The following is a 13,017-nucleotide window of genomic DNA, read 5'->3' on the forward strand; positions in this document are numbered from 1 at the left end:
GGCCTCAGCGCAGGGGCCGGGCCGCTGCCACCGGACCCGGTTCGCGCAGCCGTGTCGCGTGGTCGAGCAGCCGGCGCTTGGCGTGGGCCGCCCGGCGCAGCGCGAAGACGCGTCGGTAGCGGAGCAGTTCGGCCGGGTCGGGCCGGACCGCTCCGCTCGGTTCGTAGCCGTATCGGGCGAGCCGGTCGTCCAACGCGGCGTCGGCGAGCCGGATCTGGTCCGGTGTCAGCCGCTGCTGCCAGCTGCCGGCCCGGGAGGTGTCCAGGGCGCCGCGGGTACGGCGGTGCCAGGTCTTGCGGGCCGGTACGGCGGTACGCGCGATGCGGTGCGGCTCGGTCGTCCGCGGGTCGTAATCCTCGCCCAAGTAGGCGCAGATGACTCGGAGTTGGTGTTCAGGGTCGGCGATCAGATCCTCGAAGCGGACCTCGTGCCAGGCACCCGGTCCGAGCCGGCGGGCGTAGCGCCGGGTCACGTCCATCACCTGGGCCCAGGTGGCGACGGCCTCGTGGAAGCCGCGGTGCCACCAGGGCATGCCGAGGAGAGAGGCCACGCAGTCCCGGCCGTCGCGGACGAGATGCACGAACTGGGCGTCCGGGAAGAGCCGCAGGATCTCCTCGACATGCAGGGCGTAGGCGGGCCGCTTGTCGCCCCAGCGCGCCTTGCCGTGGCTCTCCGCGTACGCCTTGAGGGCGATACCGAGGGCCGAACCGAGGGTGGGCGGGCCGTCCGCGATCCGGCCGGCGACGGCCTCGGCATCCAGGCCGAGTTCGTGGAAACGGGTTTCCCTGCGGCCGGTGATCCAGTGCGCGAGCGCCGCCCGATTGACCGGTTCGCGCAGGTCGCCGAAGCTGAGCCTGCGTTCGTAGGCGGGCAGGACGAACCGGGTTTCCGGCGGCAGGGCGATCCTCGGGTGCGCGTGCAGCATCAGCTGGAGCAGGGTCGTCCCGGAGCGGGGACAGCCGAGGACGAAAACGGGGCGTACGGGGGGAAGCACTGAGGTAGCCATCGGCGCCAGGGTGCCGTCGGACGATGAGCCGGCCCTGGGAAGTCACTGAGAACGCCGTTTGAACTCCCGTGCGCCACACGAAGATGTTCAATGGTCACAGAAACCGCTAGCTGAAACGGCTCCCCGCAGCCCCGTTACTCCACTAGTGTGTGCACCTCTGTGATCCACCTTTGCTTCACGCTTCACCCACTCCACCCTTACATCCCCGGCCGCTGCCTTGGCGCCGCTGGAGGAAACGCGCATGCCAGAAACCACCCCCCAACCCCCGCCGCATCCCGCCTGGGAGAACGGCTGGGCCCCCGACACCTCCCGGGCTCCCGGCACCCGAAGACTCTGGCTGGCGGGCACGCTGGCCATCGCCACCGTCGTCGCCTGCGTCACGGCGATAGCCGTCAGCCACGGCACACCTGACCAGACGGCCTCGCCCGGGCCCACAGCGTCCGGGAACACCGAAAACGGCCCGGGTCTGCTCTCCTTCGCCTCGCCGTCGGCGTCAGGTTCGACCACTCCGCCCAAGGGCACGTCGGGGATGTCGGCGACCTCGCCGACCGCGTCCGCCACCGCGACGACCGCGGCGCACCCCAGCACCCCGAAGGCCGCGCCCTCCAGCGAGAAGCCCTCCAAGGCGGCGCCCTCCAAGGGAAGTTCGGGCGGCTCGGCACAGCAGCCCAGCACCACCCAGAAGTCGGTCCGCTCGGTCAACTACCCGGACCGCTACTGGCATGTGAGCGACGGGCTGGTGAAGCTGGACGCGCCACGCGGCTCGGAGTCCCGCGAGGACTCCACGTTCACCGTGGTCAAGGGCCTGGCGAACAGCTCCTGCTACTCGTTCCGGACGTCCGACGGGAAGTACCTGCGGCATCGCGACTTCCTGCTGCGCGCCGACAGCAACGACGGCTCGTACCTCTTCCAGCAGGACGCCACCTTCTGCGCCCGGGCCTCGTCCTACTCCGGCGCGGTCATGCTGGAGTCGGTGAACTACCCCGGCCGCTATCTGCGCCACCAGAGCTTCCAGCTGAAGCTCGACCCGTACCAGAACAGCGACCTGTACCGGGCGGACTCCGCGTTCCGGTTCGTGGACCCGCTGGCCTGATGCCCTGTGACGGGAAAGCGGCGGCACCCGGAAGGTGCCGCCGCTTTCCCGTACGCGGTGCGCTCAGACGTTGAACCCGAGGGCCCGGAGCTGTTCGCGGCCGTCGTCGGTGATCTTGTCGGGGCCCCACGGGGGCATCCAGACCCAGTTGATGCGCAGTTCGTTGACGATGCCGTCCGTGGCGGACTTGGCCTGGTCCTCGATGACATCGGTCAGCGGGCAGGCCGCCGAGGTCAGGGTCATGTCGACGGTGGCGATGTTCGCGTCGTCGATGTGGATGCCGTAGATCAGCCCGAGGTTGACGACGTCGATGCCGAGCTCGGGGTCGACCACGTCCATCAGGGCCTCGCGGAGTTCTTCCTCCGAGGCGGGCTTCATCTCAACGGTGTCGGTCATGCGGTCTTCCTTTCGGCGTCGGCCGCGCCACCCAGCGCCTGCGCCGTCGCGTCCTTCCACGCCATCCAGCTCAGGAGGGCGCACTTGACCCGGGCGGGGTACTTCGAGACACCGGCGAACGCGACCGCGTCCTCCAGGACGTCCTCCATCGCGTCGTCGGGCTCCAGCCGGCCCTTGGACTGCATCAGCTCCAGGAAGGTCTCCTGGATCTTCTGCGCGTCCGCCAGCTCCTTGCCGACCAGCAGTTCGTTCAGCACGGAGGCCGAGGCCTGGCTGATGGAGCAGCCCTGGCCCTCGTACGAGACGTCCTCGATCGTCGTGCCGTCGTACTTCACTCGGAGGGTGATCTCGTCGCCGCACGTCGGGTTCACATGGTGCACCTCGGCGTCGCCATCCCTCAGACCACGCCCGTGCGGGTTCTTGTAGTGGTCCAGGATGACTTCCTGGTACATCGAATCCAGCTTCACGACGACAAACCTCGCATCCCAAGTTCCGTGGCGTGGTCCTGCGGCCGGGGGTCCGGGGGTTGGCCCCCGGGATAACACAGCACGGTCTCAGCTCACGCCCTTCAGCCGAAGAAGTTCCGTACGTGCTCCAGGCCCTCGACCAGAGCGTCGATCTCGGCCGGAGTGGAGTACAGATAGAACGACGCTCGCGTGGTCGCAGGAATTCCGTACCGCAGGCAGACGGGCCGCGCGCAGTGGTGACCGACCCGGACCGCGATGCCCTGCTCGTCGAGGACCTGGCCCACGTCGTGCGGGTGGATGTCCCCGAGGGTGAAGGAGATCGCGGCGCCCCGGTCCTCGGCCGTGGTGGGGCCGATGATCCTCAGGCCCGGGACCTGCTGGAGCCGCTGCACCGCGTACTCGGTCAGCGCGTGCTCATGGGCGAGGATCTTGTCCATGCCGATGGCGTTGAGGTAGTCGATCGCCGCGCCGAGGCCGACGGCCTGGGCGACCGGCGGGGTGCCCGCCTCGAACTTGTGGGGCGCCGGGGCGTACGTCGACGAGTGCATCGACACGGTCTCGATCATCTCGCCGCCGCCGAGGAACGGCGGGAGGTCCTCCAGGAGCTCCTGGCGGCCCCAGAGGACGCCGATGCCGGTCGGGCCGCACATCTTGTGGCCGGTGAAGGCCACGAAGTCGGCCTGCAGGGCCTGCACGTCCAGCGGCATGTGGGGAGCGGCCTGGGAGGCGTCGATGCAGACGAGCGCGCCGACCTCCTGGGCGCGGCGCACTATCGCCTCGACCGGGTTGACCGTGCCCAGGATGTTGGAGACCAGGACGAAGGAGACGATCTTCGTCTTCTCCGTGATGACCTCGTCGATGTTGGTGAGGTCGAGGCGGCCGTCGTCGGTGAGGCCGAACCACTTCAGCTTCGCGCCGGTGCGCTGCGCCAGCAGCTGCCACGGCACGATGTTGGAGTGGTGCTCCATCTCCGTGATGACGATCTCGGTCTCGTGGTCCACCCGGTAGGGCTCGTCGGCCCAGCCGAGCATGTTCGCCACGAGGTTCAGCGACTCGGAGGCGTTCTTGGTGAAGATCACCTCGTCGCGGCTGGGCGCGTTGATGAACTCGGCGACCTTGTCGCGCGCGCCCTCGTACATCGCCGTGGCCTCCTCGGCGAGCACATGCACACCGCGGTGGACGTTGGCGTTGTGGCGCTCGTAGTACTCGCTGAGGACGTCCAGTACCTGGCGCGGCTTCTGGCTGGTCGCCGCGTTGTCCAGGTACACGAGCTTCTTGCCGTCGTGGACCAGACGGTCCAGGACGGGGAAGTCCTTGCGGATCGCCTCGGTGTCGAGGAGGCCCGGCAACTGTGTCACGCGGATACGCCACCCTTCGTGTATGCCTCGTAGCCCTCGTCCTCCAGCTTGTCGGCGAGCTCGGCGCCGCCGGACTCGACGATCCGGCCGGCCGAGAAGACGTGGACGAAGTCGGGCTTGATGTAGCGCAGGATGCGCGTGTAGTGCGTGATCAGCAGGGTGCCGACCTCGCCGGTCTCGCGGACGCGGTTGACACCCTCGGAGACGATGCGAAGGGCGTCGACGTCGAGGCCCGAGTCGGTCTCGTCGAGGATCGCGATCTTCGGCTTGAGCAGTTCGAGCTGGAGGATCTCGTGGCGCTTCTTCTCACCGCCGGAGAAGCCCTCGTTGACGTTGCGCTCGGCAAAGGAGGAGTCGATGGAGAGCCGCTCCATGGCCTCCTTGACCTCCTTCACCCAGGTGCGCAGCTTGGGGGCCTCGCCGCGGATGGCGGTGGCGGAGGTCCGCAGGAAGTTCGACACGGAGACACCCGGGACCTCGACCGGGTACTGCATCGCCAGGAACAGGCCCGCGCGGGCGCGCTCGTCGACGGACATCTCCAGGACGTCCTCGCCGTCGAGCAGCACGGTGCCGCCGGTGATCGTGTACTTCGGGTGACCCGCGAGCGAGTAGGCGAGGGTCGACTTGCCGGAGCCGTTGGGGCCCATGATGGCGTGCGTCTCGCCCTGCTTCACGGTGAGGTCGACGCCCTTGAGGATCTCCTTCGTGGCGTTGTCGGCCTCGACGGTGACGTGCAGGTCTCGGATTTCAAGCGTTGCCATGGGTGCCTCAGGACTCCTGGGTGAGGGAGACGAGCACGTCGTCCCCTTCGATCTTTACGGGGTATACGGGGACGGGGCGCGTGGCCGGGAGGCCGGACGGCTTGCCGGTGCGCAGGTCGAAGCTGGAGCCGTGCAGCCAGCACTCGATCTGGCAGTCCTCCACCTCGCCCTCGGAGAGCGAGACGTTGGCGTGGGAGCAGATGTCGTGGATGGCGAACACCTCCCCCTCGGTCTTCACGACCGAGACCGGCGTGCCGTCGAGTTCCACCCGCTTCGGGGTGTCCTCCTCCAGCTCGCTCAGCCCGCAGGCGCGTACGAACGCGGTCGAGGTCATGCGACCGAGGCCTCCAGCTCCTCCTCGATCCTGGCGAGCAGGCGCTCCTGGATGTCGGCGACACCGATCTGCTGGACCAGCTCGGCGAAGAAGCCGCGGACGACGAGGCGGCGGGCCTCGTGCTCCGGGATGCCGCGGGCCATCAGGTAGAAGAGCTGCTCGTCGTCGAAGCGGCCGGTGGCGGAGGCGTGACCGGCGCCGACGATCTCGCCGGTCTCGATCTCCAGGTTCGGCACCGAGTCGACGCGCGCGCCGTCCGTGAGGACCAGGTTGCGGTTCATCTCGTAGGTGTCGGTGCCCTCGGCCTTGGCCTCGATGAGGACGTCGCCGATCCAGACCGCGTGCGCCTGCTCGCCCTGGAGCGCGCCCTTGTAGGCCACGTTGGACTTGCAGTGCGGGGTGTTGTGGTCGACCAGCAGGCGGTGCTCCTGGTGCTGCCCGGCGTCGGTGAAGTACAGGCCGTACAGCTCGGCCTCGCCGCCGGTGCCGGCGTAGGCGACGCGCGGGTGCAGGCGTACGAGGTCGCCGCCGAAGGTGACGACCACGGACTTGAAGCTGGCGTCCCGGCCGACGAGGGCGTTGTGCTGGGCCACGTGGACGGCCTTGTCGTCCCAGTCCTGGACGGAGACGACGGTCAGCTTGGCGCCGTCGCCCAGGACGTACTCGACGTTGGCGGCGGTGACCACGTCACCGGTGTGGTCGATGACGACGACGGCCTCGGCGAAGGCGCCCAGCTCGATCACCTGGTGGCCGTAGGCGACCCCGCCCTGGCCGTGCACGCTGATCCGGATCGGCTCGGTGAGCACCGTCTCCTTGGGGACGGTGACCACGCCGGCCTGCTCGAAGGCGGAGTACGCCTGGGCGGCGACCCGGTCCACCGGGGCGCCGGCCCGGCCGAGCCGGGGGTCGTCGCGGCCGACCAGCTCGACGGTGACGCCCTCGGGGGCCTCCACCGCGACCTTCAGGCTGTCGCCGGACGCGACCGCCGTGCCGTCGTGCAGCCCTCGCAGGCGCTCCAGCGGGGTGAACCGCCATTCCTCCTCGCGGCCGTGCGGGACCGGGAAGTCCGCGACGTCGAAGGACGGGGGCGCGCTCATGCGCGTGGCGACGGTCGACTCGGCGGCCACCGCGATGGCGCCGGCGGTGGTGGAGCCCACCGGGGAGTTCTGAGCCTCAGCCATGGCTGTCGTAGTGCTCGCTTTCGGAAATCGTGTGTGGCGTGGCGGTCGGGCGGTGGTCCTTAGCCGACCGCGCCTTCCATCTGGAGCTCGATCAGCCGGTTGAGCTCAAGGGCGTACTCCATCGGCAGCTCCTTGGCGATCGGCTCGACGAAGCCGCGCACGATCATGGCCATCGCCTCGAACTCGGAGAGACCGCGGCTCATCAGGTAGAAGAGCTGGTCCTCGGAGACCTTGGAGACGGTCGCCTCGTGGCCCATGGACACGTCGTCCTCGCGGACGTCGACGTAGGGGTACGTGTCGGAGCGGGAGATGGTGTCGACGAGCAGCGCGTCGCACAGCACGTTCGACTTGGAGCCGTGGGCGCCTTCGCCGATCTCGACGAGACCGCGGTAGGAGGTACGGCCACCGCCGCGGGCCACCGACTTGGAGACGATGTTGGAGGAGGTGTTCGGCGCCATGTGGACCATCTTGGAGCCGGCGTCCTGGTGCTGGCCCTCGCCCGCGAAGGCGATGGAGAGGGTCTCGCCCTTGGCGTGCTCGCCCATCAGGTAGACGGCCGGGTACTTCATCGTCACCTTGGAGCCGATGTTGCCGTCGATCCACTCCATGGTGGCGCCCTCGTAGGCGACGGCGCGCTTGGTGACCAGGTTGTAGACGTTGTTCGACCAGTTCTGAATGGTCGTGTAGCGGCAGCGGGCGTTCTTCTTGACGATGATCTCGACGACCGCGGAGTGCAGCGAGTCGCTCTTGTAGATCGGAGCGGTACAGCCCTCGACGTAGTGCACGTAGGCACCCTCGTCCACGATGATCAGGGTCCGCTCGAACTGGCCCATGTTCTCCGTGTTGATGCGGAAGTAGGCCTGGAGCGGGATCTCCACGTGGACGCCCGGCGGGACGTAGATGAAGGAACCGCCCGACCACACGGCGGTGTTCAGCGAGGCGAACTTGTTGTCACCGACCGGGATGACGGTGCCGAAGTACTCCTTGAAGAGGTCGGGGTGCTCCTTCAGCGCGGTGTCGGTGTCCAGGAAGATGACGCCCTGCTCCTCCAGGTCCTCGCGGATCTGGTGGTAGACGACCTCCGACTCGTACTGGGCGGCCACACCGGCGACCAGGCGCTGCTTCTCCGCCTCCGGGATGCCCAGCTTGTCGTAGGTGTTCTTGATGTCCTCGGGCAGGTCCTCCCAGGACTCCGCCTGCTTCTCCGTGGAGCGCACGAAGTACTTGATGTTGTCGAAGTCGATGCCCGACAGGTCCGAGCCCCAGTTCGGCATGGGCTTCTTCTCGAAGAGGCGCAGGCCCTTGAGGCGGAGCTTGGTCATCCACTCCGGCTCGGACTTCTTCGCCGAGATGTCCCGGACCACGTCCTCGTTCAGACCACGCTTCGCAGAGGCGCCGGCCGCGTCGGAGTCGGCCCAGCCGTATTCGTACTTGCCCAGGCCTTCGAGCTCAGGGTGGGCAGTCTCCGTGGGGAGAGTCATGCGGGGTTCCTCCCGGCCGTGCTTGCAGATGCGTCAGTGGATGTCTTGGGGATGAACGTCGTGCAGACGCCGTCGCCGTGCGCGATGGTCGCCAGTCGCTGGACGTGCGTTCCGAGCAGCTCGGCGAAGATCTCCGTCTCCGCCTCGCACAGCTGGGGGAACTGCTCCGCGACATGGGCGACCGGGCAGTGGTGCTGGCACAGCTGTTCGCCGACCGGTGCGCTGCGCGCCGTTGCAGCGTACCCGTCCAGGCTCAGGGCCTTGGCCAGCGCTTCCGTGCGCTCGTCGGGGCTCACGCTCTCGATCGCCGTGCGGTAGGCCCTCGCCTGGGCGGTGATCCGGGCCCGCGCGAAGGCGGCGACCGCCTCCTGGCCGCCCCCCTGCTCGGCGATCCAGCGCAGCGCGTCGGCGGCGAGCTTGTCGTAGGACTGGTCGAAGGCGTCTCGGCCGCAGTCGGTGAGGGCGAAGATCTTGGCGGGCCGGCCGCGCGTCCGTGTGCCGTACACCCGCTGCTCGCGTGCTTCCACGACGTCGTCGGCGACCAGCGCGTCCAGATGCCGGCGGACGGCGGCCGGGGTCAGGCCCAGGCGCCCGGCCAGCTCCGTGACGGTCGACGGCCCGTGGTCCAGGATCGACCGCGCGACCCGGTTGCGCGTCGAGCGCTCTCCGGTCGCGAGCTCTTCCTGCGGGGCCCCCTGGGGGGTCACCCGAACCTCGCCGACGTTTTTCACAACACCATTGTTGCGTAATTCCTCAGAGGCAGGCAAGCGGCGTCCGGGCGAGAGGGCGGTGCCCTGCGTCACTTAGGCATACCTAACCTGACACCCGCCCTGACCTGCGAAAACGATCTTTGATCGATCATCCCTTGGCCGATTTCGATCACCCCTGGGCCAATGGGGTGGCGGCCGGGCGGCCCCCTCAGGAACACTCCCGGACCATGCCCACACCGCCTCCGACCGGCCCTCTTGTCACGCGGGACGCCCTCGCGAAGCAGCTTCGCCTGCTGGGCGTCAAGACCGGCGAGATCCTCCTCGCGCACACCTCGCTCAGTTCCCTCGGGTGGGTGAACGGCGGAGCCGTGGCCGTCGTCCAGGCCCTCCTCGACGCCCTCGGCCCCGACGGCACCCTGGTGGTCCCCACCCAGACCGGTGACCTCTCGGACCCCGCGGTGTGGGGAAATCCGCCGGTGCCCGAGGAGTGGTGGGCGACGATCCGGGCGACCATGCCGCCGTACGACCCCCGGACCACGCCCAGCCGCGCGGTCGGCGTGATCCCGGAAACCGTGCGGACCTGGCCGGGTGCCGTGCGCAGCGCCCACCCGCAGACCTCCTTCTCGGCCGTCGGCCCGCGCGCGGCGGAACTCCTCGACGGCCACGCCCCCGACTGCCGGCTCGGCGAGCGGAGCCCGCTGGCCCGGCTGGAGAAGCTGCACGCGCGCGTGCTCATGCTCGGCACCGGTTACGCCACCTGCACCAGCTTCCACCTCGCCGAGTACCGGATCCCGTCCCCGCGCGTGCGGGTCGGCCGCCCCGCGCCCGGCGGCGGCTGGGAGGAGGTCACCGAGGTGTCGATCACCTCCGACCGCTTCGACGAACTGGGCTACGACTTCGAACGCGACCGCCCGGTCGTCGTCCGCGGCACGGTCGGCGCGGCCGAGGCCCGGCTCTTCCCGGTGGCGGAGGCCGTGGCCTACGCCGAGCGGTGGCTGGCCGTGCACCGACCCCGTGAGGAGGAGATCTAGCACCCGGCCGTCCGGGTGACGGGAGGCGTCCTTAGACTCTGTCACCATGCGAAGTGAGCCGGTGGTCCAGGTGCGGGACCTGGTGAAGCGGTACGGCACCAAGACCGCCGTGAACGGTCTCGGTCTGGTCGCCGAGGCGGGCGTGACGGCCGTACTCGGCCCCAACGGGGCGGGCAAGACGACCACGATCGAGACCTGCGAGGGGTACCGCAGGCCGGATTCCGGCACGGTGCGTGTCCTGGGCCTCGATCCGGTACGGCAGTCCGCCGAGCTGCGTCCCAGAGTGGGCGTGATGCTCCAGTCCGGGGGCGTCTACTCGGGCGCCCGCGCCGACGAGATGCTGCGGCACGTGGCGAAGCTGCACGCGCATCCGCTGGACGTGGACGCGCTGATGGAGCGGCTGGGCCTCGGCAGCTGCGGCCGGACGTCGTACCGCCGTCTCTCCGGCGGCCAGCAGCAGCGCCTGGCCCTCGCCATGGCCGTGGTCGGACGTCCGGAACTGGTCTTCCTGGACGAGCCGACCGCCGGCCTCGACCCCCAGGCCCGCCGCGCCACCTGGGACCTGGTCCGGGACCTGCGCGCCGACGGCGTCTCGGTCATCCTCACCACCCACTACATGGAAGAGGCCGAGCAGCTCGCCGACGACGTCGCCGTCATCGACGCCGGCCGGGTCATCGCCCAGGGCTCACCCGAGGAACTGTGCAAGGGCGGCGCCGAGAACACCCTGCGGTTCTCCGGCCGCCCCGGCCTCGACGTCGGCTCGCTCCTCAAGGCGCTGCCGGCCGACTCCACGGCCGCCGAGCTGACCCCGGGCTCCTACCGGATCGTCGGCAAGGTGAACCCGCAGCTGCTGGCGACGGTGACCTCGTGGTGCGCCCAGCACGGCGTCATGCCCGACCGCATCTCGGTCGAACGGCACACGCTGGAGGACGTCTTCCTGGAGCTGACCGGCAAGGAGCTGCGCTCATGACCACCGCGACCGGCACGGACACCGGCACCGGCACCTACACCCCGAAGCCGGGGGCCGCCCCGCTCCCCCGCATGATCGCGGCGCAGGCGGCCCTGGAGACGAGGATGCTGCTCCGCAACGGCGAGCAGCTGCTCCTGACGGTGGTGATCCCGACGCTGATCCTCGTGCTCTTCAGCTCGGTGGACATCGTCGACACGGGCACGGGCAAGTCGGTCGACTTCCTGACCCCGGGCGTCCTCGCCCTCGCCGTCATGTCCACGGCCTTCACCGGCCAGGCCATCGCGACCGGCTTCGAGCGCCGCTACGGAGTCCTGAAGCGCCTCGCCTCCTCCCCGCTGCCCCGCTGGGCCCTGATGACGGCCAAGACCGCGTCGGTCCTGGTCACCGAGATCCTCCAGGTGATCCTCCTGACGGTGATCGCCTTCGCCCTCGGCTGGTCCCCGCACGGCAACCCCCTCGCCGTCCTGCTCCTCCTGGTCCTCGGCACGGCCGCCTTCTCCGGTCTCGGCCTCCTGATGGCGGGCACCCTCAAGGCGGAGGCGACCCTGGCGGCCGCCAACCTGGTGTTCCTGCTGCTGCTCGTGGGCGGCGGGGTCATCGTCCCGCTGGACAAGTTCGGCGGCGCCCAGTCGGTACTCGGCCTCCTCCCCATCTCCGCCCTCTCGGACGGCCTGCGGGACGTGCTCCAGCACGGGGCGGCCATGCCGTGGGGCGACCTGGGGATTCTCGCGGTGTGGGCGGTGGTGGCGCTGGGGGCGGCGGGGAGGTTCTTCCGCTGGGAGTGACGGGCCGGCCGTGGCGGAACGGAAGCCGTCGCCGGGCCACAACCGTCGATGACGCCGGACGCGGCACCCTCGTGAACGCATGCACAAGCAGCCCCCTACCATGGTTCCCGTGCCAAAGCTGACCCCCACCGACCTCGTAGCGGCGCTGCGCAACCCGCTCGCCTTCATCGCCGACCGCTGGACGCCGGATCCGCGGACCGTCCGGCGGGCGGCTCTCGCCGCGCTCGTCATGTCGGTGGTCATCGTGGTCACCGGCGGTGCGGTGCGGCTCACCGGCTCCGGCCTCGGCTGCCCGACCTGGCCCGAGTGCACCGACGGCTCGCTCACCCCGACGACCGCGCTGAGCTACCACAGCGCCATCGAGTTCACGAACCGCATGCTGACCTATGTGCTGTGCGCGGCGGTCGGGTGGGCGATCATCGCCGCCCGGTCCCAGAAGCCGTACCGGCGCAGCCTGACCCGGCTGGGGTGGGCGCAGTTCTGGATCGTGATGAGCAACGCGGTCCTCGGCGGCATCGTGGTGCTCGTCGGCCTCAACCCGTACACCGTCGCCGCGCACTTCCTGCTGGCGACGGCTCTCATCACGGTCGCCGCCGTGATGTGGCAGCGCACCCGCGAGGGCGACGGGGAGCCGCGTCCGCTGGTCGGCAGGGCCGTGCAGCAGCTGGTGTGGGCCCTGGTGGCCGTGACGCTGCTGCTCATCGCCGCGGGCACGGTGGTGACCGGCGCGGGACCGCACCCGGGCGACTCCGGCGATGTCGAGCGCATCGACGTCAGCTGGTCGGGCGTCGCCGAGCTGCACGCGGTGTTCGCCTGGATCGTGGTGTCGCTGACCTTCGCGCTGTGGTTCTTCCTCAAGGGGGTCGACGCGCCCCGGGGGCCACGGGACCGCGTCCGCGACCTGTTCCTGATCCTGCTCGGTCAGGGCGTGATCGGGTACGTCCAGTACTTCACGCATCTGCCCACGGTCCTGGTGGGCCTGCACATGTTCGGCTCCTGCCTGGTCTGGATCGGGGTGCTGCGCGTCCTGCTGTCCCTGCGGGAACGCGCCGAGGTCACGGCCGACGTGCCCGCTCAGTCGTACGACGCCGTGAGCGCGTCGATCGCCGGGCCCAAGTAGTCCCGGGTCAGCCGGGCCCGGCGCGCCGTCCACTCCTCGGTGGGCGCGGCGGGGTGGGCGTCGTAGCGGCGGCTTCGGATGTCGTCGACGACCTCGGTGGGGGCGCCGAGACCGGGCAGCAGGTCCAGCGCCTCGCGTTTGGAGATCAGGCGGCCCTCGCGGGCGGTGACGGTCGCCCGGGCGAGGGTGATCAGGTCGCTGCGGCCCTCCTGGTAGTCGTCGCCCTCGGCGAGCGAGCCGTGCGCCCAGACGGCCACGGGGTCCAGTACCGACAGTTCACTGACGAAGCGGTCCAGTAACGTCTCGGTGTCCATGCGCTCAGTC

General features: G+C 69.8%; 15 protein-coding genes. 5 read left to right on the forward strand and 10 right to left on the reverse strand.

The features are described from left to right. Nucleotides 1-4: 4 nt before the first annotated feature. Nucleotides 5-1,006, reverse strand: coding sequence for a sulfotransferase family protein (locus OHB00_RS13215; RefSeq protein ID WP_406434483.1), 1,002 nt, complete (start codon nt 1,004-1,006; stop codon nt 5-7). Nucleotides 1,007-1,247: 241 nt separating this feature from the next. Between OHB00_RS13215 and OHB00_RS13220 the strand changes: the two genes are divergently transcribed. Further along, entirely contained in the window at nt 1,248-2,099 is an 852-nt protein-coding gene (locus OHB00_RS13220) for an AbfB domain-containing protein (protein WP_406434485.1), read from the forward strand. A gap of 63 nt (nt 2,100-2,162) precedes the next feature. On the opposite strand, the gene OHB00_RS13225 is transcribed toward OHB00_RS13220, so the two are convergent. From OHB00_RS13225 to OHB00_RS13260, 8 genes are all read right to left on the reverse strand, one after another. Beyond that, nucleotides 2,163-2,495 (reverse strand): metal-sulfur cluster assembly factor, encoded by a 333-nt coding sequence (locus tag OHB00_RS13225; RefSeq protein ID WP_406434487.1) that lies wholly within the window; start codon nt 2,493-2,495, stop codon nt 2,163-2,165. Beyond that, the gene (sufU, locus tag OHB00_RS13230; protein ID WP_406434489.1) at nt 2,492-2,962 is read right to left on the reverse strand and encodes a Fe-S cluster assembly sulfur transfer protein SufU; all 471 of its coding nucleotides are present in this window, start codon (nt 2,960-2,962) and stop codon (nt 2,492-2,494) included. Before sufU ends, OHB00_RS13225 begins: the two co-directional genes overlap by 4 nt. Nucleotides 2,963-3,063: 101 nt before the next feature. After that, a complete protein-coding gene (locus tag OHB00_RS13235; protein WP_406434491.1) occupies nt 3,064-4,320 on the reverse strand; it encodes a cysteine desulfurase in 1,257 nt (418 codons plus the stop codon). Beyond that, nucleotides 4,317-5,081: a Fe-S cluster assembly ATPase SufC gene (gene sufC, locus OHB00_RS13240; protein ID WP_406434493.1), complete on the reverse strand. Its 765-nt coding sequence runs from the start codon at nt 5,079-5,081 to the stop codon at nt 4,317-4,319. Before sufC ends, OHB00_RS13235 begins: the two co-directional genes overlap by 4 nt. A gap of 7 nt (nt 5,082-5,088) precedes the next feature. Continuing rightward, the gene (locus OHB00_RS13245; protein ID WP_293997009.1) at nt 5,089-5,415 is read right to left on the reverse strand and encodes a non-heme iron oxygenase ferredoxin subunit; all 327 of its coding nucleotides are present in this window, start codon (nt 5,413-5,415) and stop codon (nt 5,089-5,091) included. Continuing rightward, the gene (gene sufD / locus OHB00_RS13250; RefSeq protein ID WP_406434495.1) at nt 5,412-6,596 is read right to left on the reverse strand and encodes a Fe-S cluster assembly protein SufD; all 1,185 of its coding nucleotides are present in this window, start codon (nt 6,594-6,596) and stop codon (nt 5,412-5,414) included. Before sufD ends, OHB00_RS13245 begins: the two co-directional genes overlap by 4 nt. 59 nt (nt 6,597-6,655) lie before the next feature. Next, nucleotides 6,656-8,077, reverse strand: a complete 1,422-nt coding sequence (gene sufB, locus OHB00_RS13255) for a Fe-S cluster assembly protein SufB (protein WP_406434497.1) — start codon at nt 8,075-8,077, stop codon at nt 6,656-6,658. Continuing rightward, a complete protein-coding gene (locus OHB00_RS13260) occupies nt 8,074-8,808 on the reverse strand; it encodes a helix-turn-helix transcriptional regulator (protein ID WP_406434499.1) in 735 nt (244 codons plus the stop codon). The genes sufB and OHB00_RS13260 overlap by 4 nt, the downstream gene beginning before the upstream one ends. A gap of 206 nt (nt 8,809-9,014) precedes the next feature. Between OHB00_RS13260 and OHB00_RS13265 the strand changes: the two genes are divergently transcribed. The 4 genes from OHB00_RS13265 (at nt 9,015) to OHB00_RS13280 (ending at nt 12,693) form a co-directional block, all read left to right on the forward strand. After that, nucleotides 9,015-9,818, forward strand: a complete 804-nt coding sequence (locus tag OHB00_RS13265; protein WP_406434501.1) for an aminoglycoside N(3)-acetyltransferase — start codon at nt 9,015-9,017, stop codon at nt 9,816-9,818. A gap of 46 nt (nt 9,819-9,864) precedes the next feature. After that, nucleotides 9,865-10,788, forward strand: a complete 924-nt coding sequence (locus OHB00_RS13270) for an ABC transporter ATP-binding protein (protein WP_406434503.1) — start codon at nt 9,865-9,867, stop codon at nt 10,786-10,788. Continuing rightward, a complete protein-coding gene (locus OHB00_RS13275; protein ID WP_406434505.1) occupies nt 10,785-11,573 on the forward strand; it encodes an ABC transporter permease in 789 nt (262 codons plus the stop codon). The genes OHB00_RS13270 and OHB00_RS13275 overlap by 4 nt, the downstream gene beginning before the upstream one ends. Nucleotides 11,574-11,673: 100 nt before the next feature. Next, on the forward strand, nt 11,674-12,693 hold the full coding sequence (locus OHB00_RS13280; RefSeq protein ID WP_406434507.1) for a COX15/CtaA family protein: 1,020 nt from the start codon (nt 11,674-11,676) through the stop codon (nt 12,691-12,693). Here the strand turns inward: OHB00_RS13280 and OHB00_RS13285 are convergent. Beyond that, complete coding sequence (locus OHB00_RS13285; RefSeq protein ID WP_406434509.1) at nt 12,648-13,007, reverse strand: hypothetical protein; 360 nt, start codon at nt 13,005-13,007, stop codon at nt 12,648-12,650. The two genes, OHB00_RS13280 and OHB00_RS13285, sit on opposite strands and share 46 nt — an antisense overlap. Nucleotides 13,008-13,017 lie beyond the last annotated feature (10 nt).

The sequence above is a fragment of the Streptomyces sp. NBC_00631 genome, from assembly GCF_045206895.1.
Classification (GTDB): domain Bacteria; phylum Actinomycetota; class Actinomycetes; order Streptomycetales; family Streptomycetaceae; genus Streptomyces.